This window comes from Stenotrophomonas sp. 24(2023), assembly GCF_030913365.1.
Classification (GTDB): Bacteria; Pseudomonadota; Gammaproteobacteria; order Xanthomonadales; family Xanthomonadaceae; genus Stenotrophomonas.
The window spans coordinates 1,703,681-1,728,551 of sequence record NZ_CP133160.1; the positions used below are offsets into that span (position 1 = coordinate 1,703,681).

Consider the following 24,871-nt stretch of genomic DNA (forward strand, 5'->3'; position numbering starts at 1 on the left):
CATCACCTCACTCACGAACAACGGTGGACTGCAGCAGGACCTGCGCGCGATCAGGCGTGGCCTGCGGGTCGGCGCCGCGTGCGATGACGCGGTAGAACTCGGCTTCAACCCGGCCCGATGCTTCCCCGTAATTCGGCTCGTCTTCCAGGCCCAGCGCGTTGCCGGCATCGCGCCGCCCCAGGTACTGCACGGCGAAGGCGGGGGCTCCCGCGCCCAGGCCGTCAGGCTGAAGATCGGCTGTCGCCGTCCAGCCGCGGCCCGGCGCCGATACCCCTCCCAGCGAGGGGTGTGGCATGCACAGCACATCGGGGGTGCCCTCGCGCTGGGAGCAATCCAGGCCGACCGGCCCGCCGTCCGGGCCGATGCCCGCCAGCAGCTGTTCGGCCTGCACCAGTGCGGATTCGGCATTCTGCAGGGCCATCGCGCGGTCGCGGGTACCGGAGGTCATGCGCTCCTGCAGCAGGCTGGTGCGCAGGCTCACCACCACCAGCAGCGAGACAAGCAGCAGCATGATGAGTACCGCGAACAGCACCACGCCACGCTCGGGGCGGGAAAAGGCCGGTGTCATGGCAGGCGGTTCCGTATGCTGAAGGTCTGCTGGAACGCACGCACGATGCGGGCATCGCCTGCCTTGCCGGCACTGCTTTCGAGCTGCAGCTGCACGTCTACCGCGCGTACCTGGTTCCACTGGCCCGGCGCGACCTGCATCGCCGGCACATAGTCGGCCTGACCGTCCAGCAGATAGCGCAGCGAGAAATGGGTCACGCCGCTGGCCACGGCGCCGCCGGCCACGATCGCACCGTCCACCAGTTGCTGCCGGTACAACGAGGCCACACCCTGCTCGTCGTTGCCGACGAACCAACGCACTTGCCAGGGCTGTCCGAACGCCGTGTCCGCACCGAAGCGGTACCGGGCCGACTGTGCTGGCGGCTGCGCCGGGCAGGCCTCGCCGGTGGCGAAGTACGCCACACAGTTGGCCGGCGCATCGTGCCCGATGGCCGCACCGGTAGCCGTCACCCGCACCAGCACGGCCCGGGTGGGATCGCACAGCAGCAACGGGGAGCCCACCGCCGGCAGGTCGTTGCCGGTCACGGCGATGGGCTGGTCGGATGCAGACTGGCCGGGCGTCCCCAGTACCAGCGACGTGACCGTCCACAACCGCAGGGCCGGCCGGTCGGGCAGGCGCTGCCCGGCCGCTGTACCGGTGACAAGCACGGGATCCTCGAACCCCGGGCCGGCAGCGGCAGCCAGGCCCTTCAGCGGTTCCCCGAAGGTGGCCCAGGACGGCCGCTGGCGATCGGCCAGCAGGCTGGCCACGGCATGGCGCTGGTCGCACAGCGGATCGCCGGCCCCGCGGATGTCGTTACCGAGCAGCTCCATCGCCAGCCGTCCCGATTCCTGCACGCGCGCGATGCCCAGCGTGTCCTGCGTGCCATGCAGCGAACCCAGGTAGAAGTGCAGGCAGGCCCCGAGCACCAACAGGGCCAGCACCATGCCGATCAACAGTTCGACCAGGGTCAGCCCGCGCATGCGGCACGTGTTCATGGCGCAACCCCCAGCACCAGGCGCGAACGCGCCGGCCCTTCGCCACCTGCCGCGCGGCTGTCATCCCAGTGCACGGCAACCTGGCAGATACCGCCCTGGCAGCTCACGCTGCCACAGACCGACGATTGCGGGCCCATCCCCGCTGACAACGCCTCCACCCAGCGGCGCAGGTCCTGCCGGGCAAGATCCTCGGCGCCCGGCGGCGTACTGCCGGCGCACACATCGCCGGCAGTATCGTATTTCCCGTCGTGCATCGCCGCCCGGTTGGCGCGCATGGCCTCGGCCAAGCTGGCGGTGGCATGCACGGCGGTGGTGCTGTACATCGCGCCCTGCGTACGGCGCAGCGCGCTGGCGTGGGCCATCGCCGCCGACAGTCCCCCCACGGCCAGCAGCAGGACCGCCACCAGCACTTCGATCAGGCTGGACCCGGCCTGGGTGCGCCGCGCTCCTGCCCGCTGTTCGCGCCGGCTGGTCATGGGCACTGCACCGGTGCAGCCGCAGCCAAGCGCAGCTGCACGCCACCGCGTGCTTCCAGTTCCAGGCCGCGCTTTGCGCGGGCGCTGCACATCTGCATCCGGCCTTCCTGCTGGCGGCCGCCGACCTGGTGGAACAGGCCCCCTGCAGTGAACTGCGTTCCAGCATCAAACAGGCCCGCGGGCTGGACCGACACCGAAGGCGGAATACGCCCGGTGCGCAGGACCTCACCGGTGGTACTCCGGACGATCCACTGCTGCCAGCCACCGCCATCACAGGCCTGCCCGCCCGCCGAGCCACAGACCTGCACCGGTGCATTGCGCCGTACCGATTCCTGCCGCGCGTACTGGAGCGCCACGAACAGATCGTTTGCCGCCGCCGTGAGCTGGTGGCTGGCAACGAGCCTGAAGTGGGTGGGCAATGCGACCGTGGCAAGAATGGCCAGCACCGCCACGGTGACCAGCAGTTCCAGCAGGGTGAAGCCCGGCGCCGTGCCGGAACGGAAGGCAGTGGGAATCATGACGGCCGCACGCGTATCGATGGGAGATGGCGCCACCTTGTACACCTGGCACCCGCTCGTTTTCCGCGTGCGGCAGACATTTCAGAGCATTCCTAGCTGCACCGGTGGCAGGCCCCGGGCGCCACCGGCATCACTTGCAGGCGCGCAGCCTGACCGCACCCGGGGCCGCCCTTTCCCACGATGCGCACGCACCACACGGCGCCTGGCCGGGCGTGACCTGGTTGAAAGCGACAACACGTTGGATGTGATCGATACCGCACTGTTGACGTGAAACACCGCTCACGCGTTCAGCGCGGCGTGAAGCCGGCGGGAAGGGCTTCACATGCACAGTCACGGAATCGCATTTCCGCGGTGTGCGGCCGTGCACCGCTCCGGGATACTCGCGGCGGTGCCGCCGCCATGTCGCACAGGCCCTGCGGTCACCGTTCCCTTCGACGACCACAAGGATGCGCCATGTCAATGCGATTCACCCCACTGCTGTTGGCCACCGCTGTGCTGGGGGGCGGCCTCGGCATGGCCGGCACCGCAGCCGCACACGGCACCATGACCACCCCGGCCAGCCGGGTCTACGCCTGTTTCCAGGGCAACCCGGAAAACCCCACCAATCCGGCCTGCGCCGCGGCCAAGGCGGTGGCCGGCTCGCAGGCCTTCTATGACTGGAACGGCATCAACCAGGCCAACGCCAACGGCAACCACCAGGCCGTGGTGCCCGATGGCAAGCTGTGCAGCGGCAACAACCCCACCTTCCGCGGCCTGGATCTGAACCGCAGCGACTGGAGCACCACGCCGATCCAGCCCGATGCCAACGGCAGGTTCACCTTCGTGTTCAAGGCCACCGCCCCGCATGCCACGCGTGACTGGCGCTTCTTCGTCACCCGCGACGGCTGGCAGCCGGGCAGCCCGCTGCGCTGGGCCGACCTGCAGGAATTCTGCACGCTGGGCAATACGCCGCTGTCGGCCGATGGCACCTACAAGCTGCAGTGCACGCTGCCGCAGCGCAGCGGCCAGCACGTGATCTACAACACCTGGCAGCGCTCCGATTCCACCGAAGCGTTCTACACCTGCATGGATGTGCGCTTTGAAGGCAGTGGCGGCGGTACCCCGCCGGTGGCGCAGTGGCAGGATGCCGGCCCGGTGACCGCCCGTGGTGACCTGCCGGTGGGCACCACCCTGGCGCTGCGCGTGTTCAATGCCGGCGGCAACGATGTCGAGCGCGTGGAAACCACGCTGGCGGCCGGACAGACCACGCCGGCGCAGTGGCCGCTGGCGCTGGCCCGCAAGGTCAACGCATCGGCCCAGCAGGCACGCGTGGGCGTGCTGCGCGATGGCGTGATCACGCCGGTGGCATCGGCCACCGAAAACCGGGTCTATCTGAAGGCCGGCCAGCGCTTCCAGCTCGACACCCGGGTCCCGGATACCGGCACCCCGCCCGGCGGCGGCAACGGCACGTTCGACTACGTGTACCCGGCCGGCATCGGCAGCTACAAGGCCGGGGAGACCGTGGTGAAGGGCACCGACGGCAAGCTGTACGCCTGCCGGCCGTTCCCGCAGGGCGGCTGGTGCAATGTTGCCGGCGAGGCCTACCGGCCCGGCGTGGGCTCGGCCTGGCGCGATGCCTGGATTCCGTACTGAGCCGCTGAACACAGGCACCGGGGGCGGCCACGGCCGCCTCCGGTCCGTCCGGGCTACTTGCTGCTGACGTACTTCTCGCGACGGATCTGCGGGTTGCCCAGGCCAGCGGCCTTGAGCGCCTCGGCACAGGCATCGACCATGTCCGGGTTGCCGCACAGGTAGGCGATGTCGGTGGCCGGGTCCGGCGTGAAACCGGCCAGCGCCTGCTGCACGTAGCCGTGGTGTACATCGGGCCCGGGGGCCGCGGGAAGTTCGCGCGACAGGCAAGGAACGTAGCGAAAACTGGCGTGTTTTTCGGCGAACGCCTGGAAATCGTCGCTGTACAGCAGTTCGGCCGGGCTGCGCGCGCCCTGCAGCAGCACCACCTGCACGCCACGCTCGGCCATGGCCTGTTCCAGCAGCGGCAGCATCGACCGGTACGGGGTGACCCCGGTCCCGGTGGCGATCAGCAGGTAGCGGGCATTGTGGTCGCCCGGGTTCAGGCAGAAGCGGCCATACGGGCCGGACGCGTTGAGCTGGCTGCCGACCTGCAGCGCCTCGAACAGGGCCGTGGCGGCCCCGCCGGGCACGAAGCTGACGGCTATATCCACCGCTTCGCCGGGCCCCAGGGCATGGTCATGGATCGTGGCCAGGGAGTAGCTGCGCTTGGTTTCGGTACCGTCGGCGTAGCTGAAATGGACCTGGATGAACTGGCCGGGCTGGAAATCCAGCGGCTGGCCGTCGTCACGCACGAACTGGTAATGGCCGACGGTCGGCGCCACCATGCGGTGGCCGACCAGCTTGAGGGGGAATTGGACAGGCACGACTTTTCGGGACAGTGTGTAGCCGGGGCAAGCCCTCGGGGTCTTCTATAATAGACCTTCCCCGCCCCTCTCCAGCGCCAGCCCATGGGCGCGAAGGCTTCGAGCTTGGCTTCCCTGAACGATACAGCGCCCGCCCTGCGCGTGCGCGACCTCCGCAAGACCTACGACAACGGCACCCAGGCGCTCAAGGGCGTTTCCCTGGAAGTGGCCCCGGGCGATTTCTTCGCCCTGCTCGGCCCCAACGGTGCCGGCAAATCGACCCTGATCGGCATCATCAGCTCCCTGGTCAACCTCAGCGAAGGCCAGGTGGAAGTGTTCGGCAGCGACCTGGTGCGCAGCCGCAGCGCCACCATGCGCCTGATCGGCCTGGTGCCGCAGGAAATCAACTTCAACCTGTTCGAGAAGCCCTTCGACATCCTGGTCAACTACGCCGGTTTCTACGGCGTGGCGCGCGAGGAAGCGGAAAAGCGCGCCGAGGAGGAACTCAAGCGCGCCCACCTGTGGGAAAAGGCGCAGGTGATGAGCCGCACCCTGTCCGGTGGCATGAAGCGCCGCCTGATGATCGCCCGCGCGATGATGACCCGCCCGCGCCTGCTGATCCTGGACGAGCCCACCGCCGGCGTGGACATCGAGATCCGCCGCGACATGTGGCGCGTGCTGAAGGAAATCAACGCCGCCGGCACCACGATCATCCTGACCACGCACTACCTGGAAGAAGCCGAGTACCTGTGCCGGCACCTGGCCATCATCAACCACGGCCGGATCGTCGAGCAGGGCCCGATGCGCTCGCTGCTGGCCAAACTGGACGTGGAAGGCTTCCTGCTGGACATCGATGGTGACCTGCCGGCCCAGCTGCCGCTGATCGAAGGCGCCACCCTCACCGCCCCCGATGCCCATACCCTGGACATCGACATGCCACGCGCCATGGACCTCAACCGCGTGTTCGCCACGCTGAACGAGGCCGGCATCCGCGTGCGCTCGATGCGTACCAAGAGCAACCGCCTGGAGGAGCTGTTCGTGCGCCTCACCGGCAACCAGGAGACCGCCGCATGAGCACCATCCCGAGCGCACCGATCACCGACGGCCAGCGCAACCGCATCGCGCTGATGACCATCGTGCGCCGCGAAGTGGCGCGCATCATCCGCATCTGGGGCCAGACCCTGGTGCCGCCGGCGATCACCATGACGTTGTACTTCCTGATCTTCGGCGGCCTGATCGGTTCGCGCGTGGGCGACATGGGCGGCTACAGCTACATGCAGTTCATCGTGCCGGGCCTGGTGATGATGAGCGTCATCCAGAACAGCTACGGCAACATCAGTTCCTCGTTCTTCGGCGCCAAGTTCGGCCGCCACGTGGAAGAGCTGCTGGTCAGCCCGATGCCCAACTGGGTGATCCTGTGGGGCTACGTGGCCGGTGCGGTGCTGCGCGGGCTGATGGTGGGCGTGATCGTGCTGATCATCGCGATGTTCTTCACCCCGGTACGCATCCCGCACCCGCTGGTGACGCTGACCACGGTGCTGCTGGGCGCGACGATCTTCTCGCTGGCCGGTTTCATCAACGCGGTGTATGCCAAGAAGTTCGATGACGTGGCGATCGTGCCGACCTTCATCCTGACCCCGCTGACCTACCTGGGCGGCGTGTTCTATTCGGTGAAGCTGCTGCCCGGCTGGGCCGAGGCCGCGACCCACGCGAACCCGATCTTCTACATGGTCAATGCGTTCCGCTATGGGCTGCTGGGCAGCAGCGATGTGCCGCTGTGGGTGGCGTATGCGCTGATGCTGGGCTTCGTGGCGGTACTGACCGCGCTGGCGCTGTGGCTGCTGCGCCGCGGCGTGGGCATGCGCAGCTGAGGCCTGCCGTGGGGGCGCCGGCTGCCGGCCGGCACCCGTAGATCCACGCCATGCGTGGATGAAGCGCTGAAGACCGCTGGGGTCGGATCCGTTTTCCTGCGTAAAGCGGATCTGACCGCATGCATTGAAAGGCACCGACACCGGCTGCAGTCTCCGGCACAATCGCAGTTCTGATTCCCCCAGAAGACGGTGAACGTGCAATGCGCATCCTGATCCTCGGCGCCGGTGGTACCGGCGGTTACTTCGGTGGCCGCCTGGCCCAGGCCGGCGTGGACGTGACCTTCCTGGTGCGCCCGGCGCGTGCCGCACAGCTGGACCGCGATGGCCTGGTCATCCGCAGCCCCATCGGCGATGCCCGCTTCCCGGTGCAGCACGTCACCGCCGATGCCCTGCCCGCGCTTGCGGCACAGCGGCCGTTCGACCTGGTCATCCTCAGCTGCAAGGCCTATGACCTGGACAGTTCAATCGATGCGATCGCCCCGGCAATGGGTGCGCGCACTACCGTACTGCCCATCCTCAACGGCCTGCACCACTATGCCGCACTGGATGCACGCTTCGGCCGCGATGCCGTGCTGGGCGGCCTGTGCTTCATCAGCGCGACCAAGGCCGATGACGGTGCGGTGCTGCACCTGGGCAGGCCGGCCAAGCTGACCTTCGGCGAGCGCGACGGTGGTGCGATCTCCGAGCGCGTGCGTGCCTTTGCCGCCGCCTGCACGCAGGCCAACCTGGACCACCTGGCCAGCGGGCACATCGGCCAGGAACAGTGGATCAAGTACACCTTCCTGACCGCGCTGGCCGCGGCCACCTGCCTGCTGCGCGCGGACATCGGCACGATCGTCGCCACCGATGATGGCCAGGCCATCGTGCGTGGCCTGTATGACGAATGCCTGGCCGTGGCCGGAGCAGCCGGCGAACCGGTGCCGCAGGCTGCGCAGGACACGGCGCGCGACACCCTGACCCGGGCCGGTTCTGCCCTGAAGGCCTCGATGCTGCGTGACCTGGAAGCCGGCCAGCAGGTGGAAGCGGCGCACATCGTCGGCGACATGCTGGCGCGTGCGCGCGCGGCGGGCCAGCACGGCCTGCTGCTGCAGGTCGCCTACAGCAGCCTGCAGGCCTACCAGGCGCAGCGCACGGCGTGAGCATTCCCTCGCCGCAGGGCGCACTGCCACGGCACGTGCTGATCCTCGGCATGGGCTGGAGCGGGCGCGTGCTGGCCAGGCGCCTGCAGGCGCGTGGCGTGCAGGTGGCGGGCACGGTGCGTGACCCCGCCGCCGTCACCGACGATGGCCTGCAGCGTTACCGGCTGAGCACCGACGCCGCCCTTCCTGCGCAGCTGCTGCACGCCGTAGCCGCCGCCGACACCGTGCTGTGCAGCGTGCCGCCCGACGCCGATGGCGATCCGGCACTGCGCCTGCTGCAGGCCGCGCTGCGCGCCAGCCCGGCACTGCGCTGGATCGGCTACCTGTCCTCGACCTCGGTATACGCCGACCGTGAGGGCGGCTGGATCGATGCGGACAGCGCCGCCGACAGCGTTGAGCCCACCGGCGTGCAGCGGCGGCTGGCAGAAGCACAGTGGCAGGCCCTCGCGCAGGAGCGCGGCATCGCCTCGGCCGTGCTGCGGCTGCCAGGCCTGTACGGGCCCGGGCGCAACGCGCTGGTGCAGCTGGCCCAGGGCCGGGCGCGGCATGTCGTGCGCCCCGGGCTGGTGTTCAACCGCCTGCATGTGGACGACCTGGCCTCGGTGGTCATCGCCGCGATGCAGCGCCCCCGGACCAATGCGGTGTACCTGCCCGCCGATGACGAGCCGGCACCGCCACAGGATGTGCTGGCCTTTGCCGCGCAGCTGGGCGGCTTCGCGTTGCCACCGGCGGTGGCCTGGGATGACCCGGCGTTGAGCCCGGCCCTGCGGCGGTTCTACGCAGGCCACAAGCGCATCGACAGCCGCGCCACGCGCGACGCACTGGGCTGGACGCCGGCGTTTCCGAGCTATCGCGAAGGGTTGCGCGGGTTGTTCGCAGGCCGCTGACGTGCGCGCTGCGGCGCTACCGGTCAGCCGGCGTCGGGAAGGCGGAAGAACGTGCGCGTTGCCGCCGTCGCCTGGGCGGCGGTCACGGCCACGTCCTCGCCACGATCACGGGCCAGCTCCTCGACGATGTGCGACAGGAACATCGGCTCGTTGCGCCGGTCCTTGGGCATCGGCTTGAGCGTGCGCGGCAGCAGGTACGGCGCATCGGTCTCGATCATCAGGCGGTTGGCCGGGATGTTCTTCACCAGTTCGCGCAGGTGCGCGCCGCGGCGCTCGTCGCACAGCCAGCCGGTGATGCCGATGTACCAGTCCTGGTCCAGGTAGTCGAACAGCTCGTCACGCTCGCCGGTGAAGCAATGCACCACCGCCGGGCCGAGGCGACCGTCGAAATTCTTCATCTGCGCCATGAAATCGGCATGCGCATCGCGCTGGTGCAGGAACAACGGCTTGCCAGTGTCCGCCGCCAGCTGCAGCTGGCGCTCGAAAGCACGGTGCTGGGCCGGGCGCGGCGAGAAATCGCGGAAGTAGTCCAGCCCGCACTCGCCCACGGCCACCACTTCGGCATGGGCGTGCAGCGCGCGCATTTCCGCATCGCATTCGTCGGTGTATTCCACTGCGTGGTGCGGGTGCACGCCGGCAGTGGCGTACAGGAATCCCTGGTGCTGCCGGGCCAGCTGCAGCGCCAGCGGCGAGTGCTCGCGGCTGGCACCGGTGATGACCATCTGCACCACGCCGGCCGCACGCGCGCGTTCGAGCACGGCATCGCGGTCCCGGTCGAAGGAATCGTGGGTGAGGTTGGCGCCGATGTCGATCAGGTGCATGGGGGCAGCGGGGACAGGAAAACCCCTCCATTGTACCTGCGCCCGCGCTGGCCCCTTATCCTTTGCCCATGAGCGCCCCGCACTTCCCGATTTCCCCGCTGCTGCCGCAGATCCAGCAGCACCTGTCCGCGTCCCCCCGGCTGGTGCTGGAAGCCCCGCCCGGCGCCGGCAAGACCACCCAGGTGCCGCTGGCCCTGCGCGATGCGCCGTGGCTGCAGGGCAGGAAGATCATCCTGCTGGAACCGCGCCGGGTGGCGGCCCGCAGCGCCGCACTGTTCATGGCCCGGCAACTGGGCGAAGAGGTCGGCGGCACGGTCGGCTACCGCATCCGTTTCGAGAACAAGGTCTCCGCGCGTACCCGCATCGAGGTGGTCACCGAAGGCATTCTGACCCGCATGCTGCAGGACGACCCGATGCTGGAGACGGTCGGCGCGATCCTGTTCGATGAATTCCACGAACGCCATCTCAGCGGTGATCTGGGCCTGGCCCTGGCGCTGGACGTGCAGGCGCAGCTGCGTGACGACCTGCGCCTGGTGGTGATGTCGGCCACCCTCGATGGCGAGCGCCTGGCGCGTTTCCTGGATGCCCCGCGGCTGAGCAGCGAAGGCCGCAGCTACCCGGTGGCGGTCAGCCACTTCCCGGCCCGCCGCGAGGAAGCACTGGAACTGCAGGTGCGCCGCGCCGTGCAGCAGGCCCTGGCCGAGCACCCCGGCGACCTGCTGGTGTTTCTGCCCGGCCAGCGCGAGATCGCGCGCGTGCAGGCCGGCCTGCAGGACGCCATCGACGGCACCGCCGTGGAGGTGCTGGCCCTGCATGGCGAACTGCCGGTGGAACAGCAGGCCCGCGTGCTGCAGGCCGCCGGCGATGGCCGCCGCCGCGTCGTGCTGGCCACCAATGTGGCCGAATCCTCGGTCACCCTGCCCGGCGTGCGGGTGGTGATCGACAGTGGGCTGGCCCGCGAACCGCGCTATGACCCCAACAGCGGCTTCACCCGCCTGGATGTGGTGCCCATCGCACAGGCCTCGGCCGACCAGCGTGCCGGCCGTGCCGGGCGCGTGGCCGAGGGCGTGGCATGGCGGCTGTGGCCGCAGTCGCAACGGTTGGAGCCGCAGCGGCGTGCGGAGATCGACCAGGTGGAACTGGCCGGGTTGGCCTTGGAGCTGGCCGCGTGGGGCAGCAGCGATCTGCGCTTCCTTGATCCACCACCGGTCGGCCCGATGGCTGCCGCGCGCGCGTTGCTGCAACGGCTCGGTACGCTGTCCGACAGCGGGGCGATCACTGCACTGGGCCGGCGTGTGCTGGCGCTGGGCACCCATCCCCGGCTGGCAGTGATGCTGTTGTCCGCCGCCGAGGGCGCGCCGCAGGCACTGGCCGCCGATCTGGCCGCCCTGCTCGAAGCGCGCGACCCGCTGCGCCAGGGCGGTGATGCGCTGGCGGCCCGCTGGCGTGCGCTGGCGGCATTCCGCCATGGCCGTGCCCCCGGCGATGCCAACCGCAGCGGCCTGGCCGCCATCGATGCCGCGGCGAAACAGTGGCGCCGCCGCCTGCGCTGCGAGGCCACACCACCGGCCAGCGTCGAGGCCCATGCGCTGGGCGATCTGCTGGCCCATGCGTTCCCTGACCGCATCGCGGTCCAGCATCCCAGCGACGCACTGCGCTACCTGCTGGCCAACGGGCGCAGCGCGCGCCTGCATGAACTGAGCGACCTGCGTGGCGAGCCGTGGCTGGTGGCCAGCGAGCTGCGCTTTGAAGCGCGTGATGCGCTGCTGCTGCGTGCCGCGCCAGTGGACGAAGGTTACCTGCGCAGGGCGTTCGGTGAGCGCTTCGTCAGCGAGGACGTCGTGCGCTGGGATGGCGAGCGGCGTGCACTGGTCGCCCTGCGCGAGAGCCGCTTCGACCGCATCGTGCTGGACAGCCGATCGGCCGGGCGCGTCGATCCCCGGCATGCCGCACAGGCCCTGACCGATGCCGTGGCCGAACTGGGCCTGCAGGCACTGCCGTGGACCGACGGCCTGCGCCAATGGCAGGCACGGGTGGAATCGCTGCGCCACTGGATGCCCGACCTGGCACTGCCGGACTGCAGCGATGCCGCGCTGCTGGCCACCCGCACGCACTGGCTGCAACCGGCCTTTGCCGGCAAGTCACGTCTGGATGCCCTGGATGAAGCCAGCTTCGGCGAGGCGCTGAAGACACCGCTGGAATGGGCGCAGCGGCAACGGGTGGAACAGCTCGCGCCGACCCGCATCAGCGTGCCGTCCGGGCTGGAGCGGCCGGTCACCTACGCGCTGGACAGCGAGACCGGCCAGCCGCAACCGCCGGTGCTGGCCGTGAAACTGCAGGAACTGTTCGGGCTGGCCGACACGCCGCGCATCGCCGACGGCCGCGTGCCGTTGACCCTGCACCTGCTGTCGCCAGGGGGGCGGCCACTGCAGGTCACCCAGGACCTGCGCAACTTCTGGGAAAACACCTATGCCGAGGTCAAGAAGGAAATGAAGGGCCGCTATCCCCGCCATCCCTGGCCGGACGACCCGTGGACGGCAACCGCCACCCACCGCGCCAAGCCACGCGGCACGTAGCCGCCACGGCGCGGTGGCCCCGGGTTTCCTGCCTGATCCTGAATGACTGGGGTAGAGTCACGCGACGCGGTGCACGGGCTGACATACCGTTTACAGGCACCGCGCCACACTGGACTTCGACCCGAGGTAAAGGACCCCACATGAGCAGACTGACCGTGATCACCGACCGTGCGCTGGAGCGCGCCCTGGACCTGGCCCACAGTGCGGGCGATGGCCTGAAGCAGGCAGGTGGCAGCCTGCGCAATGCGGACTGGATCAAGACCGGTGCCGCCCTGGGCGCGGTGAAGACCGGCGGCAAGGTGGCCGGCAAGTTCGTGCGCCGCAACCCGGCGGTGACCATCGCCGCCGCAGCGGTCGGCGTCGGCCTGCTCGGCTACGCGCTGTACCGCAAGCAGCAGAAGAAGAAGGCAGCCAACGGCCAGGTCGTCGATGGCCAGGCGCAGCGCATCAGCGCGCGTGATCGCCGCAATGCCACGGTGGTGGACGAGCACAGCGACATCGGCAGCGACACCTGAGCGCGTTGCCCGTTGCCCGGGCCGGGTGCCTTCGGCAGGAAGGCCCCGGCCCTTTTCGTTTCAGCCGATCTGCCGCCACTGCCCCGGCTGCAGATCATCCAGGCGGTATGGCCCCATCGCTACCCGCACCAGGCGCAGGGTCGGCAGGTTCACTGCGGCGGTCATCCGCCGCACCTGGCGGTTGCGTCCTTCGCGGATCGTGATGGCCAGCCACGCATCGGGAACGGTCTTGCGGAACCGTACCGGTGGATCGCGCGGCCACAGCGCCGGCGCCGGGTCGAGGCGTTCGATCCTGGCCGGCAGGGTCGGCCCATCATTGAGCAGCACGCCCTCGCGCAGCTGCTGCAGCTGCGCATCGCTGGGCAGGCCTTCCACCTGCACCCAGTAGGTCTTGTCCGCCTTGTGCTTCGGGTCGGTCAGCTTGTGCGCCAGCGGGCCGTTGTCGGTCAGCAGCAGCAGGCCTTCGCTGTCGTGGTCCAGGCGGCCGGCCGCATACACGCGCGGCGGCAGGCCGAACCCGGCCAGGGTCGGCCGCGGCGGCTCGCTGCGGTCGGTGAACTGGCACAGCACGTTGAACGGCTTGTTGAAGGCGATCAGCATTTCGGGAACGGCAGGCGGCGGGGGCTGCATTGTCCCACGCCGCGCTGCACGCTCGCCGGGCGCGGCCCGGCACTGCCGGCTTACGGCTTCACGAAGCGCAGCGTCATGCGGTCGCTTTCACCGATGGCCTGGTATCTGGCGGCATCAGCGGCGTCATGCTGGTTGGTCGGCGGCAGGGTCCACACGCCGTTCGGGTAATCCTTGGTGTCACGCGGGTTGGCGTTGACCTCGGTGCTGGCCGCCAGCTGGAAACCGGCCGCCTTGGCCATCGCGATCACCTGCTGCTGGCCGACATAGCCGGTGTCGTCGTCCTCGGCCACGTCCGCCTTGGCGCGATGCTCGACCACGCCCAGCACGCCGCCGGGCTTGAGCACGTTGAAGAAGCCCTGGAACATGCCCTGCGCCTGGCCGGCCTTGCGCCAGTTGTGCACGTTGCGGAAGGTCAGCACCACATCGGCCGAGTTGGCCGGGCCGAACACCGGCCGGGCCGGATCATAGGCCACCACGGTGGTCTTGCCGAACTGCGCCGGTGCGGCGGCGAACTTCTTTTCCAGGCTGTCGCGGCTGCGCTGCTGGTAGTCGCGGCCACGGCCTTCCGGCACCGCCTGCGGATCGACCACGGCGGCGATGTAATGGCCCTTGGCCTGCAGCAGCGGCCCCAGGATTTCCGAATACCAGCCACCGCCGGGGGTGATCTCGATGACCGTCTTTTCCGGTGCCACGCCGAAGAACGCCAGCGACTGCGCCGGATGGCGGAAGCCATCGCGCTTGACGTTGGCCGGATCGCGCGTGGGCGACTTCACGGCGGCATCGATGGCCGGCGACACCTGGATCTTTGCCGGTGCCACCACGGCAGGCGCAGCAAAAGCGGGAACGGTGGCCAGCAGGGCCGAGGCAAGCAGCACGCGGCAGGCACGCAGGGACGGGGCACGGTTCATCGGAACGACTCCAGCGGATGGTGTCGCGAGCCTAGCAGCGAACCGCACGCGAGTGTTCACAAAACGTTATACATCCGCACACCGCGGAACACTGTTTTGTGGTCACCGCCGCAACGCGGTAACACGCTGCGCCGTATGCTGGTTTCCTTGTCCCCCACGGAGACCGTGCCCATGACGGCAACCCGCGAACTGGGCCGTTCCGGCCTGCATGTGCGTCCCATCGCCTTCGGCGGCAACGTGTTCGGCTGGAGCGCCGATGAGAAGGCGACCTTCGCCCTGCTCGACGCCTTCGTCGATGCCGGCTTCAACCTGGTCGATACCGCCGATGTCTATTCAGCCTGGGCGCCCGGCAATGCCGGTGGCGAGTCGGAAACGCTGATCGGCAAATGGCTGGCCCGCAGCGGCAAGCGCGACCGGATCGTGCTGGCGACCAAGGTCGGCAAATGGGCCGAACGCCCCGGCCTGTCGGCCGACAACATCAACGCGGCGGTCGAGGAATCGCTGCGCCGCCTGCAGACCGATGCCATCGATCTGTACCAGGCCCATGAGGACGATGAATCCACGCCGCTGGAAGCGACGCTGGCCGCGTTCGGCCGGCTGATCGAGCAGGGCAAGGTGCGTGCGATCGGTGCATCCAACTACAGCGCCACGCGCCTGGCCGACGCACTGAAGGTATCGGCCGACTACAAGCTGCCGCGTTATGAAACGCTGCAGCCGGAGTACAACCTGTACGACCGCACCGGCTATGAAGCGGAGCTGGAACCGCTGGTCCGCAGCGAAGGCATCGGTGTGATCGGCTACTACTCGCTGGCCAGCGGCTTCCTCAGTGGCAAGTACCGCCGCAGCGAGGACGCCGCGCGCAGCAGCGCGCGTGGCGAGACCGTGGTCCGGCGTTACCTCAATGCACGCGGGCTGCGCATCCTGGCCGCACTCGATGACGTGGCCAGCAAGCACGGTGCCAGTGCCGCGCAGGTCGCGCTGGCGTGGCTGATCGCACGCCCGTCGGTCACCGCGCCGATCGTCAGCGCGACCTCGGTCGAGCAGCTGCACGACCTGCTCAAGGCGGCGACGCTGTCGTTGTCTGCACAGGACCTGGCCGAGCTGGACGAAGCCAGCGTGGATGCCGAAGAAACCGCGACGGAAAATAATTGAAGAAAATGGTTGCGCACGATTAAACCGTGGTTTATCGTGCGCACCATCCAAACCACACAGATGAACTGCTGCTCCGCCATGAACGCGCCCATTTTTGCCAAACACGACCTGCTGCCATGCTTCTGCATGGACGTGACGTCGCGTGCGCGGCGCACGGACACGCAGCTCACAACGGCCTGATTCCCGCCCTGCGGAGATCGGCCACCCCGATCTCCGAGGCCTGACGACGCCCTCGGAACGCAAGTCCCGGGGGCGTTTTCGTTTGCGTCGGCACAAGGACCCGTGATGCCAGAAGCACGTTGCCAGCGGCTTAGCGCCGCGCACTGACAGCCGCCCTGCCGGCGCGCCGGAGGATTATCTTCCGGCCGCGTGGCGGCGCCTGGATATTATCTGCATCGCCTCAGAACATTATCGCCTGTCGATAATGCCGGTGGCCTGCACCTGCGATTTTCCAACGGTCCCGTTTCAAGCACGGGCTGGTGCGCGCGGCAGTGCCGTGGCGTATGCCGGAGGTCGTGGACAGGCCATTGACTGGATCGCCTGCTGGACGCAGGCACCGGCTTGCCGGTGTCGCGGTTCGATTCCGCGCGGTTCCCACTGGATAGCTCAGTCGGGTAGAGCAACGGACAGTGCGTCCGTCTGTCGTGGGTTCGATTCCCACTCCACACATGACCTGTCACGTCATGACATCGCGCAACACCCGGGGCAACCGCCCCAGCGGCCATCGCTGCCGTCCCGGCCCCACCTTCGGGTGCGGCCGGGCTGGCAACGCGCCGCACGCCGGGCCCCGGCCCGTCGTCCACGCCCGCCCCGCTCCACCGGGTACACCGTACCGGGTGCAGCGCAGGCGGCAGCAACGACACACCGGATGCTCCGCGTGCCGCGCGTCCCCGATGGCCGCCCTCTTCCGCCGGCCGTGCCCCTGCACGGCCGGCCCTCGCCCCGACCGGTTCGACCCGGGCCGGAACCGGCGATTTCCCCGGGTCGAACCACCAGAGCCCTATCAAGGAGACACTCCCATGTTCTGGACCAAGAAGGTCGTGATCGGCGACGGCGAGCGCGGCCTGGTGTATCGCAACCGCCGCTTCCAGCAGATCCTGCTGCCCGGCGTGCACCGCCTGTCGGTGTTCGGTGGCGTGCCGCAGGTGAGCGTGCACAACGTCGCCAACGGCGCCGCCTATGCCGGCAACGACCAGGACAGCCTGCTCGAGGCACTCGGCACGCAGCTCGGCCCGCACTTCGTGCTGGCCAACGTCGGTGCACAGCAGGTAGGCCTGCTGCTGCGCAACGGCCGCATCGACGAGGTACTGCCGCCGGGCAGCCGCCGCCTGTACTGGCAGGGTGCGGTCGCCACCGAAGTGCAGCTGCTGCCGCTGGAGGACGAGCCGCGCGTGCCGACGGCCGTGCTGCACCGCCTGGGCCAGCTGGGCGTGCTGCCGCGGGTGGCCACGCTCAGCACGGTGCCGAGCGAATCGGTCGGCCTGCTGTTCATCGACGGCACGCTGCGGCGGGCACTCGGCGCGGGCCTGCACGCCTTCTGGAACTTCAACGGCAATGTGTCGGTGGAGCGTGTGGAACTGCGTGCGCGTTCGCTGGACGTGGCCGGCCAGGAACTGCTCAGCCGCGACAAGGTGACCCTGCGGGTGAACCTGGCCGCGACCGTGCAGGTGGTGGACCCGGTGCTGGCGCACCGCACGCTCAGCCAGGCCGATGAGTTCGTCTACCGGCAGCTGCAGTTCGGCCTGCGCCAGGCGATCGCCACGCGCAGCCTGGACGAACTGCTGGCCGACAAGGCGGCACTGGATGGCGAGATCGCCAGCCACGTGCGGGCGGCGATCGACGGCCACGGCGTGCAGTTGCTGGGCGTGGGCATCAAGGACGTGATCCTGCCCGGCGAGATGAAGGAGATCCTCAACGGCGTCGTACTGGCCGAGAAGCAGGCACAGGCCAGCGTGATCCGCCGCCGCGAGGAGGCCAACGCCACCCGCTCGCAGCTCAACACCGCCAAGCTGATCGAGGACAACCCGGTGCTGATGCGGTTGAAGGAACTGGAAGCGCTGGAAAAGGTCACCGAGAAGATCGACAAGCTCACCGTGTTCGGCGGCCTGGATGGCGTGCTGAAGCAGCTGGTGACGATGAAGTAAGGGGGGCTGCGGTGGCGCAGGGACGCGCCGCCGGCCCCACAGGAAGAGGGACACTCTCATGGATACGCAACAGAACTACCAATGGCTGCACGCCGAGGGCACCACGCCGATCAAGGGCTGGGTGAACGGCGTGGCGCTGGAAGCGCAGGCGCATGCGCAGCTGCACAACATCGCCGCCGTTCCATTCGTCGGGCCGTGGGTGGCGGTGATGCCCGACGTGCACCTGGGCAAGGGCGCGACCGTCGGCTCGGTGATCCCGACCCGTGGCGCGATCATTCCGGCGGCGGTCGGCGTGGACATCGGCTGCGGCATGGCCGCGGTACGCACCACCCTGCGCGCCAGCGACCTGCCCGATGACCTGCGGCAGCTGCGCAACAGCATCGAGCGCAGCATCCCGGTCGGCAACGGCCGCGGCGGCGAGCACCAGCGCATGCCCGACAGCATCCACACCCGCCTGGTGCAATCCGGGCTGGCGCAGGGGCTGGAACGGATCAAGGACAAGCACCGCCGCATCCGTACCGACAAGCTGGACCGCCAGCTGGGCACGCTCGGCGGTGGCAACCACTTCATCGAACTGTGCCTGGACGAGACGGACGCGGTGTGGGTGATGCTGCACAGCGGTTCGCGCGGCACCGGCAACCTGATCGGCACGTACTTCATCGAGAAGGCGCGCGAGGAACTGGCACGGCGCGTGCTCGGCTTCCACCTGCCGGACAAGGACCTGGCGTTCTTCATGGAAGGCGAGGCGCTGTTCGACGATTACGTCGAAGCGGTGTCCTGGGCCCAGGACTACGCACGGCAGAACCGCGAAGCGATGATGGCGCGCGTGCTGGCCGAGATGCGCCACCGCCTGCCGACGTTCCAGCTGGCGGCGATGGCGGTGAACTGCCACCACAACTACGTGCAGAAGGAAACGCACCACGGGCAGGACCTGCTGGTCACCCGCAAGGGCGCGGTGAGTGCGCGCGCCGGCGAGCTGGGCATCATTCCCGGCAGCATGGGTACGCGCAGCTACATCGTGCGCGGCAAGGGCAACGCGGACAGCTTCCACAGCTGCAGCCACGGTGCCGGCCGCGCGATGAGCCGTGGCACGGCGCGCCAGCAGATCACGCTGGCCCAGCACCGCCAAGCCACCGCGCACGTCGAATGCCGCAAGGACAGCGGCGTGCTGGACGAATCACCGGCGGCGTACAAGTCGATCGACGATGTGATGGCCGCCCAGCGCGACCTGGTCGAGGTGGTGCATACCCTGCGCCAGGTGCTGTGCGTGAAGGGGTGAAGGGCCGGGCGCATGTCGACGGTGGCATGCGCCCGGCAGGTGAGGACGCCAGCCCGGCTCAGGGCTGGCTGTCTTCACTCACCAGTGCGTGGTGCACGCCGATGCCCGCGCGCACGCCTTCGGCCATGGCCAGGGTGATGTTGCCGACCGTGGTGGCATCACCGGCGGCGTAGACGTTGGCGATGCTGGTCTGCTTCATCGCATCGACCTCCACCAGCACCCCCATCGGGCTTTCGGCCAGCGTGCAGCCCAGCTGCTGCACCAGCGGCGTGGCCATCGCCTGCAGCGCCGGCACGAACAGCGCACGCTGGGCAACGCGGCGGCCATCGGCCAGCTCCACCTCCAGCCAGGTGGACTGTTCGCCCTGTACCGCCACCACCGGCGTTTCTTCAATCTGCACGCCACGGACGTGCATGGCCGCACGCTCCTCATCGGTGATCGCCAGCCCCTGGCTGAAGAAGGTCACGTTGCCCCAGTCGGCGAACAACGGTGCCTTGGCGGCCGACATCGGATGGCCACCGAGCAGGCCGATCGCCCCACCGCCCACTTCATAGCCGTGGCAGTAGGGGCAATGCAGCACGGTGCTGCCCCAGCGGTCGGCCAGGCCCGGCAGGTCCGGCAGCTGGTCGGCCACGCCGGTGGCCAGCAGCAGCTTGCGTGCCGACAGCACCTGGCCATCGCCGGTGCGTACCTGCACGCCGCCGACATCGGCCTGCGCCTCCACGGCCTCGGCATGGACCCAGCGCACGCTGGGGTAATCGAGCAGCTGCTGGCGTGCGTTCCTCAGCAGGTCGGCACCGGCGATGCCGTCCTGGCCAAGCACGCCGTGCGAATGGCTGGCGGCACGGTTGCGGGGCTGGCCCGCGTCGATGACCGTGACCGGCCGGCGCGCACGCGCCAGGATCAGGCCGGCGGCGATGCCGGCGTAGCTGCCGCCGACGATGAGGACATCAGGGTGCATGGGAACCTCCAAGGGCAGAGTGATGGGCAAGATGACGGGCGAAATCGGCGCCGAGGCGGTCCAGCGTGGTGGCCTGCAGGCGCTGTTCGAGCAGCTGCTGGGCCTGCCGCGCGCCGTCGAGCAGGGCCTGGTTGACCAGCTGCTGGATGGGGCAGCCGCCCCCGCCTTCACGCGTGCCCACCTGCACCAGCACCGGTGCGCCCACGGCCAGGTAGATGTCATGCAGGGTGATGGCGGCCGCATCACGCGCCAGCTGGCTGCCGCCGCCATGGCCGCGCACGCTGCGCACCAGGCCGGCCTTGGCCAGCTGCGAGAGCAGGCGGCGGATCACCACCGGATGGGTCGGCAGGCAGGTCGCCAGCTGTTCGGACGTGCGTGGCCCTTCCTGCCCCACCAGGTGGGCCATCACATGCAGGGCATCGGAAAGCGGGTTTGCGGATTTCATGTAACCAATATAGTTACATTTAATGTCGATGTCCATGCATCATCGTTCCAGCGGTGACACCGGGGGCACTGAAATACGTTCTTCACATCATTGAACGAAACAAAAAGCGTGATGCCGACCGCACTTCAGTGCCTTCAGTCCCCGGTCGATACCCGGCCAGCCCCCTTCCAGAACGGTTGCGTCATGCCCTCCCCTGCCCGTGTTGCCCGCCTGCAGTCCAAGCTGCTGGGCGCCCTCTCGATCGGCCTGGCCGTCGTCCTGCTGTGTGCCCTGGCCGGCCTCGGCGCGGCCTGGCTGCGGCTGTCCACGCAGCCACCACCGGACGTGGCGCACAACCGCGATGCCGAGCAGCTGCAACGCGAGTTCCGCACGCAGGTACAGGAATGGAAGAACGTGCTGCTGCGCGGCCATGACGATGCACTGCGCGAAAAGCACCTGGCAGCCTTCGACCACGACGGTGCCCGCGTAGCCGAACTGGCGGCGGGCCTGCAGGACAGCCCCGATGCGCAGACCCGCCAGCACGCGCAGGCGTTCATCGCCGCCCATGCCCAGCTGCAGCGCGACTACCACGCCGCATTGCAGGCCTTCGCCGCCGCCGGCTATGCCCCTGCTGCCGGTGACGAACTCGTGCGTGGCAAGGACCGGCCCGTGGCCGCCGCCCTGGACACGCTGAGCACGCGCACCGCCGCGGTGGCCGAGGCGGCGACGGCCGCCGGGGTGACGCACGCGCGCCGCCAGCTGCTGCTGAGCGCGGTGCTCACGGTGGCCGCCGCCGCCGTGTTGCTGCTGGTGCTGGCCGGGTGGCTGCGCCGTGCCGTGGTGCGCCCGGTGCTGGCGGTGGAAGCGGCCGCACGCGCCGTGGCCGCCGGCGATCTGGATCACCGCATACAGGTGTCCGGCACCGATGAGATCGGCCGCCTCGCCCAGGCGATGCACGCCGTACAGGCGACCCTGCGCGGCGTGCTCGACGCGCAGGCAACGATGGCACGCCGCCACGACGAAGGCACGGTCAGCCATCGCATGGACGCCACGGTCTTTCCTGGCGCTTACGGGCGCATGGTGACCGACACCAATGCGCTGGTGGACACCCACATCCAGGTGAAGATGCGCGCCATCGCCATCATGGGCCGCTATGCGGTGGGCGACCTCAGCCAGGACATGGAGCGCCTGCCCGGCGAGAAGGCCGTCATCACCCAGGCGCTGGATACGGTCAAGGCGAACCTGGGCGCGATCAACGCCGAAATCACCCGCCTGGCCGGCGCTGCGGCCTCCGGCGATTTCAGCCAGCGCGGCGATGCCGCACGCTTCGACCACGATTTCCGCGTGATGATCGACGGCCTGAACCGGTTGATGCAGACCACCGAGGATGACCTCGGCGCGGTCTCGACCGTGCTGCGTGCCATCGCCAACGGCAACCTCGGCGCGCGCATGCACGGCAATTTCCAGGGCGTGTTCGCACGCATTGCCAGCGATGCCAACACCACCGCTGCGCAGCTGGGCACCATCGTCGCCGACATCCAGCACGCGGCCGGCAACATCCAGACCGCCGCGGCGGAGATCGCCGCGGGCAACCACGATCTGTCGCGCCGCACCGAACAGCAGGCCGCCAACCTGGAAGAGACCGCTGCATCGATGGAGGAACTGACCTCCACCGTGCGCCAGAACGCCGAGCATGCCCGCCAGGCCAACCAGCTGGCCATCGGGGCCGCTGATGTGGCCGGTCGCGGCGGCGCGGTGGTGGCCGATGTGGTGGACACCATGGCGGCCATCGAAGCCTCGTCGCGGCAGATCGCCGAGATCATCGCGGTCATCGACGGCATCGCCTTCCAGACCAACATCCTGGCGCTGAACGCCGCCGTCGAGGCCGCCCGTGCCGGTGACCAGGGCCGTGGCTTTGCGGTGGTCGCCAGCGAGGTACGCACCCTCGCCCAGCGATCGGCAACGGCGGCCAGGGAGATCAAGGCACTGATCGACGGCTCGGTGGGCAAGGTCGCCGAAGGCGGCCAGCTGGTACGCCAGGCCGGTGCGACGATGGGCGAGATCGTCGCCTCGGTGCAGCGCGTGACCGGCATCATGGCCGAGATCGCTGCGGCCTCGCAGGAACAGTCGGCCGGCATCGACCAGGTCAACCAGACCGTGGTGCAGATGGATGGCACCACCCAGCAGAACGCCGCGCTGGTGGAGGAAGCCTCTGCCGCCGCACGCAGCCTGGAACAGCAGGCCGATCGGTTGATCGAAGCGGTGGATGTGTTTGATCTCTCGACCACGGCAACGACGAAGGATGCGATGGCACGCGCGGCGTGATGGCGCTGCCGGGCGTGGCGGCCGTCAGCGCAGGTAGCTGGACTGCTGCATCGCCTCGGCCAGGTAATCCAGAAACGAGCTGATGCGCGCGGACACGGCGGTGTTGCGGTAGTAGACCGCGTGGATCGGCTGGTACACATCCAGCGTCTGCGCCGGCAGCACCGGCACCAGCCGGCCTTCGGCACGGTCACGCTCGGTGACGAAATCCGACAGGCTGGTCAGGCCCACGCCTTCCACCGCCAGACGACGCAGCGTTTCACCGCTGGACACGGCGATGTCCGGCCGCACCAGCAGCTGGCCATCGGCATCACCGGGGAACGGCCAGCGGTTCAGCGAATCCGGTTCGTTGAAGCCCAGCAGGGTGTGCTGGCCCAGCGCCGCGACGCTGGCCGGCTGGCCCTGCGCGGCCAGGTAGGCCGGGCTGGCCAGCACCTGCAGCCGGCTGCGCCCCAGCGGCCGCGCGTGCAGGGTGGAATCGGCCAGCGGGCCGATGCGGATGGCCACATCGGTACGCCGTTCCAGCAGGTCGATGTAGCGCTCGGAGCTGTTCAGTTCCAGCGCCACATCGGGGTAGCGCGCGCGATAGCCATTGACCAGCGGCGCGATCACGTGCAGCACGAACGGCATCGCCGCATCCACCCGCAGGCGTCCGGCGGGGCGTTCGCGGCGCGCGGCCATCTGCTCTTCGGCCGATTCCACCGCATCGATGATCGCCCGCGCATGGCGCAGGAACGCCTCGCCTTCGGCGGTCAGGTGCAGGCGGCGGGTGGTGCGGGTCAGCAGCGTGGTGCCCAGCTTGTCCTCCAGCCGGCCCAGCGCGCGGCTGACGCCGGACGGGGTCTGCCCGAGCTGCTCGGCGGCGGCACTGATCGAGCCGCTGTCGATGACCGCCAGGAAGGCCTGCATTTCATCGAGGGTGGTCTTCATGCCACCATTATTGACCATGCGGCAAGAGTGATTGGCGTGAAGACCGGTTTTTCAGCAAAGGTCGGCGGCGCAGACTGCGCCCCCTGTCCCCTCCGCTGGAACCTGTCATGACCCGTGGCATTCCCCTCGCCCTGCTGGCGTTGACCCTCGGTGCCTTCGCCATCGGCACCACCGAGTTCGTCATCGTCGGCCTCATTCCGACCATCGCCGCCGACCTGCACGTCAGCCTGCCCTCGGCCGGCCTGCTGGTGTCCCTGTATGCACTGGGCGTGGCCGTCGGTGCCCCCGTGCTGACCGCCCTGACCGGCCGCGTGCCGCGCAAGACCCTGCTGGTGGCGCTGATGGTGCTGTTCACCGTCGGCAACGTCATCGCCTGGATGTCACCGGGCTACACCTCGCTGATCGTGGCCCGCGTGCTGACCGGCCTGGCCCACGGCGTGTTCTTCTCCATCGGCTCGATCATCGCCACCGCGCTGGTGCCGAAGGAAAAGGCCGCCAGCGCGATCGCCATCATGTTCACCGGGCTGACCGTGGCACTGGTGACCGGCGTGCCGCTGGGCACCTTCATCGGCCAGCATCTGGGCTGGCGGGCGACCTTCCTGGCCGTGGCCGGGCTGGGCGTGATCGCGCTGCTGGGCAGCCTGCTGTTCGTGCCGCGTGGCCTGCCGCAGAGCGCACCGGCCAGCTTCCGCCAGCAGCTGGGCGTACTGGCGCAGCCGCGCCTGCTGATGGTCTATGCGATCACCGCACTGGGCTATGGCGGCACGTTCCTGTCCTTCACCTACCTGGCGCCGATCCTGCAGGATGTCACCGGGCTCTCGCCCAACGCGGTCAGCCTGGTACTGCTGGTGTATGGCATCTCGGTGGCGATCGGCAACCTGTGGGGGGGCCGCCTGGCCGACCGCCTCGGCCCGGTGCCCGCACTGAAGCGCATCTTCGCGCTGCTGGCACTGGTGCTGTTCGTGCTCACCTTCACCGCCTGGAACACCTGGCTGGTGCTGCTGACCGTGCTGGCACTGGGCGCGGTGGCCTTCGGCAACGTACCGGGCCTGCAGGTGTATGTGGTCAAGCAGGCGCAGCGCTTCGCACCGCAGGCCAGCGATGTGGCCTCGGGCCTGAACATCGCCGCGTTCAACATCGGCATCGCCTTCGGTGCATCGCTGGGCGGCCTGGTGGTCGAGCACATCGGCCTGATGCATACCCCGTGGCTGGGCGCGCTGGTGGTGATCGGGGCCTACGCGCTGACCGCGCTGAGCGGCCGCCTGGACCGTCGCGACGGCGTGGACGACCGTGCCGAAGGCATCGTGGTCGCCGCGCATTGATTGTCACGGTGGATGCAACGCGCCGTTGCCGGCATGG

The 24,871-nt window shown here is 69.1% G+C and carries 23 protein-coding genes; 12 read left to right on the top strand and 11 right to left on the bottom strand.

The window, feature by feature from the left end; genetic code table 11:
- Nucleotides 1-7: 7 nt before the first annotated feature.
- Genes Q9R17_RS07540 through Q9R17_RS07555 form a run of 4 tightly spaced genes read right to left on the bottom strand, consistent with a single transcriptional unit; the run spans nucleotide 8 to nucleotide 2,575 of the window.
- Entirely contained in the window at nucleotides 8-568 is a 561-nt protein-coding gene (locus Q9R17_RS07540; RefSeq protein ID WP_308157803.1) for a PilX N-terminal domain-containing pilus assembly protein, read from the bottom strand.
- Nucleotides 565-1,545, bottom strand: a complete 981-nt coding sequence (locus tag Q9R17_RS07545) for a hypothetical protein (protein ID WP_308157804.1) — start codon at nucleotides 1,543-1,545, stop codon at nucleotides 565-567. The genes Q9R17_RS07540 and Q9R17_RS07545 overlap by 4 nt, the downstream gene beginning before the upstream one ends.
- On the bottom strand, nucleotides 1,542-2,021 hold the full coding sequence (pilV, locus tag Q9R17_RS07550; RefSeq protein WP_308157805.1) for a type IV pilus modification protein PilV: 480 nt from the start codon (nucleotides 2,019-2,021) through the stop codon (nucleotides 1,542-1,544). Before pilV ends, Q9R17_RS07545 begins: the two co-directional genes overlap by 4 nt.
- Nucleotides 2,018-2,575: a GspH/FimT family pseudopilin gene (locus Q9R17_RS07555; protein ID WP_308157806.1), complete on the bottom strand. Its 558-nt coding sequence runs from the start codon at nucleotides 2,573-2,575 to the stop codon at nucleotides 2,018-2,020. The genes pilV and Q9R17_RS07555 overlap by 4 nt, the downstream gene beginning before the upstream one ends.
- Nucleotides 2,576-2,992: 417 nt before the next feature.
- On the opposite strand from Q9R17_RS07555, the gene Q9R17_RS07560 reads away from it, so the two are divergent.
- Nucleotides 2,993-4,171 (top strand): lytic polysaccharide monooxygenase, encoded by a 1,179-nt coding sequence (locus Q9R17_RS07560; protein ID WP_308157807.1) that lies wholly within the window; start codon nucleotides 2,993-2,995, stop codon nucleotides 4,169-4,171.
- Nucleotides 4,172-4,224: 53 nt separating this feature from the next.
- Here Q9R17_RS07560 and Q9R17_RS07565 read toward each other — a convergent pair whose 3' ends face one another.
- A complete protein-coding gene (locus tag Q9R17_RS07565; protein ID WP_308157808.1) occupies nucleotides 4,225-4,974 on the bottom strand; it encodes a ferredoxin--NADP reductase in 750 nt (249 codons plus the stop codon).
- Between the two features lie 84 nt (nucleotides 4,975-5,058).
- On the opposite strand from Q9R17_RS07565, the gene Q9R17_RS07570 reads away from it, so the two are divergent.
- The 4 genes from Q9R17_RS07570 (at nucleotide 5,059) to Q9R17_RS07585 (ending at nucleotide 8,850) form a co-directional block, all read left to right on the top strand.
- Nucleotides 5,059-6,027 carry an ABC transporter ATP-binding protein gene (locus tag Q9R17_RS07570; RefSeq protein ID WP_308157809.1) on the top strand — a complete coding sequence of 323 codons (969 nt, stop codon included), beginning with the start codon at nucleotides 5,059-5,061 and terminating at the stop codon, nucleotides 6,025-6,027.
- Nucleotides 6,024-6,824, top strand: coding sequence for an ABC transporter permease (locus Q9R17_RS07575; protein ID WP_308157810.1), 801 nt, complete (start codon nucleotides 6,024-6,026; stop codon nucleotides 6,822-6,824). Before Q9R17_RS07570 ends, Q9R17_RS07575 begins: the two co-directional genes overlap by 4 nt.
- A gap of 200 nt (nucleotides 6,825-7,024) precedes the next feature.
- The gene (gene panE, locus Q9R17_RS07580; RefSeq protein WP_308157811.1) at nucleotides 7,025-7,963 is read left to right on the top strand and encodes a 2-dehydropantoate 2-reductase; all 939 of its coding nucleotides are present in this window, start codon (nucleotides 7,025-7,027) and stop codon (nucleotides 7,961-7,963) included.
- A complete protein-coding gene (locus Q9R17_RS07585; RefSeq protein ID WP_308157812.1) occupies nucleotides 7,960-8,850 on the top strand; it encodes an NAD-dependent epimerase/dehydratase family protein in 891 nt (296 codons plus the stop codon). Before panE ends, Q9R17_RS07585 begins: the two co-directional genes overlap by 4 nt.
- A 23-nt stretch (nucleotides 8,851-8,873) precedes the next feature.
- Here the strand turns inward: Q9R17_RS07585 and Q9R17_RS07590 are convergent, their stop codons facing one another.
- Entirely contained in the window at nucleotides 8,874-9,671 is a 798-nt protein-coding gene (locus Q9R17_RS07590; protein WP_308157813.1) for a TatD family hydrolase, read from the bottom strand.
- 68 nt (nucleotides 9,672-9,739) lie between these two features.
- On the opposite strand from Q9R17_RS07590, the gene hrpB reads away from it, so the two are divergent.
- Nucleotides 9,740-12,247, top strand: coding sequence for an ATP-dependent helicase HrpB (gene hrpB / locus Q9R17_RS07595; protein WP_308157814.1), 2,508 nt, complete (start codon nucleotides 9,740-9,742; stop codon nucleotides 12,245-12,247).
- A 140-nt stretch (nucleotides 12,248-12,387) separates the two neighbouring features.
- Nucleotides 12,388-12,762 (top strand): hypothetical protein, encoded by a 375-nt coding sequence (locus tag Q9R17_RS07600; protein WP_308157815.1) that lies wholly within the window; start codon nucleotides 12,388-12,390, stop codon nucleotides 12,760-12,762.
- Between the two features lie 60 nt (nucleotides 12,763-12,822).
- Here the strand turns inward: Q9R17_RS07600 and Q9R17_RS07605 are convergent, their stop codons facing one another.
- Both Q9R17_RS07605 and Q9R17_RS07610 read right to left on the bottom strand, forming a co-directional pair.
- A complete protein-coding gene (locus tag Q9R17_RS07605) occupies nucleotides 12,823-13,362 on the bottom strand; it encodes a pseudouridine synthase (RefSeq protein ID WP_308157816.1) in 540 nt (179 codons plus the stop codon).
- An 80-nt stretch (nucleotides 13,363-13,442) separates the two neighbouring features.
- Nucleotides 13,443-14,300: a methyltransferase gene (locus Q9R17_RS07610; RefSeq protein WP_308157817.1), complete on the bottom strand. Its 858-nt coding sequence runs from the start codon at nucleotides 14,298-14,300 to the stop codon at nucleotides 13,443-13,445.
- Between the two features lie 171 nt (nucleotides 14,301-14,471).
- Here Q9R17_RS07610 and Q9R17_RS07615 point away from each other — a divergent pair, with 171 nt between their 5' ends.
- The 3 genes from Q9R17_RS07615 to Q9R17_RS07625 all read left to right on the top strand — a co-directional run bounded on the left by Q9R17_RS07615 (nucleotide 14,472) and on the right by Q9R17_RS07625 (nucleotide 18,875).
- Complete coding sequence (locus tag Q9R17_RS07615) at nucleotides 14,472-15,452, top strand: aldo/keto reductase (protein WP_308157818.1); 981 nt, start codon at nucleotides 14,472-14,474, stop codon at nucleotides 15,450-15,452.
- A gap of 1,019 nt (nucleotides 15,453-16,471) precedes the next feature.
- Nucleotides 16,472-17,596 carry a slipin family protein gene (locus tag Q9R17_RS07620; protein ID WP_308157819.1) on the top strand — a complete coding sequence of 375 codons (1,125 nt, stop codon included), beginning with the start codon at nucleotides 16,472-16,474 and terminating at the stop codon, nucleotides 17,594-17,596.
- A gap of 58 nt (nucleotides 17,597-17,654) precedes the next feature.
- A complete protein-coding gene (locus Q9R17_RS07625; RefSeq protein ID WP_308157820.1) occupies nucleotides 17,655-18,875 on the top strand; it encodes an RtcB family protein in 1,221 nt (406 codons plus the stop codon).
- Nucleotides 18,876-18,933: 58 nt separating this feature from the next.
- Here the strand turns inward: Q9R17_RS07625 and Q9R17_RS07630 are convergent, their stop codons facing one another.
- Both Q9R17_RS07630 and Q9R17_RS07635 read right to left on the bottom strand, forming a co-directional pair.
- Complete coding sequence (locus Q9R17_RS07630) at nucleotides 18,934-19,836, bottom strand: NAD(P)/FAD-dependent oxidoreductase (protein WP_308157821.1); 903 nt, start codon at nucleotides 19,834-19,836, stop codon at nucleotides 18,934-18,936.
- On the bottom strand, nucleotides 19,826-20,281 hold the full coding sequence (locus Q9R17_RS07635; protein ID WP_308157822.1) for an Rrf2 family transcriptional regulator: 456 nt from the start codon (nucleotides 20,279-20,281) through the stop codon (nucleotides 19,826-19,828). Before Q9R17_RS07635 ends, Q9R17_RS07630 begins: the two co-directional genes overlap by 11 nt.
- A gap of 183 nt (nucleotides 20,282-20,464) precedes the next feature.
- Here Q9R17_RS07635 and Q9R17_RS07640 point away from each other — a divergent pair, with 183 nt between their 5' ends.
- A complete protein-coding gene (locus Q9R17_RS07640) occupies nucleotides 20,465-22,585 on the top strand; it encodes a methyl-accepting chemotaxis protein (RefSeq protein WP_308157823.1) in 2,121 nt (706 codons plus the stop codon).
- Between the two features lie 24 nt (nucleotides 22,586-22,609).
- Here the strand turns inward: Q9R17_RS07640 and Q9R17_RS07645 are convergent, their stop codons facing one another.
- Entirely contained in the window at nucleotides 22,610-23,512 is a 903-nt protein-coding gene (locus tag Q9R17_RS07645) for a LysR family transcriptional regulator (protein ID WP_308157824.1), read from the bottom strand.
- Between the two features lie 107 nt (nucleotides 23,513-23,619).
- On the opposite strand from Q9R17_RS07645, the gene Q9R17_RS07650 reads away from it, so the two are divergent.
- A complete protein-coding gene (locus Q9R17_RS07650; RefSeq protein ID WP_308157825.1) occupies nucleotides 23,620-24,834 on the top strand; it encodes an MFS transporter in 1,215 nt (404 codons plus the stop codon).
- Nucleotides 24,835-24,871 lie beyond the last annotated feature (37 nt).

Coding starts and splice junctions, on each gene's coding strand:
- Q9R17_RS07540 (WP_308157803.1), bottom strand. CDS start 568: ATGACACCGGCCTTTTCCCGCCCCGAGCGTGGCGTGGTGCTGTTCGCG.
- Q9R17_RS07545 (WP_308157804.1), bottom strand. CDS start 1,545: ATGAACACGTGCCGCATGCGCGGGCTGACCCTGGTCGAACTGTTGATC.
- pilV (WP_308157805.1), bottom strand. CDS start 2,021: ATGACCAGCCGGCGCGAACAGCGGGCAGGAGCGCGGCGCACCCAGGCC.
- Q9R17_RS07560 (WP_308157807.1), top strand. CDS start 2,993: ATGTCAATGCGATTCACCCCACTGCTGTTGGCCACCGCTGTGCTGGGG.
- Q9R17_RS07570 (WP_308157809.1), top strand. CDS start 5,059: ATGGGCGCGAAGGCTTCGAGCTTGGCTTCCCTGAACGATACAGCGCCC.
- Q9R17_RS07575 (WP_308157810.1), top strand. CDS start 6,024: ATGAGCACCATCCCGAGCGCACCGATCACCGACGGCCAGCGCAACCGC.
- panE (WP_308157811.1), top strand. CDS start 7,025: ATGCGCATCCTGATCCTCGGCGCCGGTGGTACCGGCGGTTACTTCGGT.
- Q9R17_RS07590 (WP_308157813.1), bottom strand. CDS start 9,671: ATGCACCTGATCGACATCGGCGCCAACCTCACCCACGATTCCTTCGAC.
- hrpB (WP_308157814.1), top strand. CDS start 9,740: ATGAGCGCCCCGCACTTCCCGATTTCCCCGCTGCTGCCGCAGATCCAG.
- Q9R17_RS07600 (WP_308157815.1), top strand. CDS start 12,388: ATGAGCAGACTGACCGTGATCACCGACCGTGCGCTGGAGCGCGCCCTG.
- Q9R17_RS07605 (WP_308157816.1), bottom strand. CDS start 13,362: ATGCTGATCGCCTTCAACAAGCCGTTCAACGTGCTGTGCCAGTTCACC.
- Q9R17_RS07610 (WP_308157817.1), bottom strand. CDS start 14,300: ATGAACCGTGCCCCGTCCCTGCGTGCCTGCCGCGTGCTGCTTGCCTCG.
- Q9R17_RS07615 (WP_308157818.1), top strand. CDS start 14,472: ATGACGGCAACCCGCGAACTGGGCCGTTCCGGCCTGCATGTGCGTCCC.
- Q9R17_RS07620 (WP_308157819.1), top strand. CDS start 16,472: ATGTTCTGGACCAAGAAGGTCGTGATCGGCGACGGCGAGCGCGGCCTG.
- Q9R17_RS07625 (WP_308157820.1), top strand. CDS start 17,655: ATGGATACGCAACAGAACTACCAATGGCTGCACGCCGAGGGCACCACG.
- Q9R17_RS07630 (WP_308157821.1), bottom strand. CDS start 19,836: ATGCACCCTGATGTCCTCATCGTCGGCGGCAGCTACGCCGGCATCGCC.
- Q9R17_RS07635 (WP_308157822.1), bottom strand. CDS start 20,281: ATGAAATCCGCAAACCCGCTTTCCGATGCCCTGCATGTGATGGCCCAC.
- Q9R17_RS07640 (WP_308157823.1), top strand. CDS start 20,465: ATGCCCTCCCCTGCCCGTGTTGCCCGCCTGCAGTCCAAGCTGCTGGGC.
- Q9R17_RS07645 (WP_308157824.1), bottom strand. CDS start 23,512: ATGAAGACCACCCTCGATGAAATGCAGGCCTTCCTGGCGGTCATCGAC.
- Q9R17_RS07650 (WP_308157825.1), top strand. CDS start 23,620: ATGACCCGTGGCATTCCCCTCGCCCTGCTGGCGTTGACCCTCGGTGCC.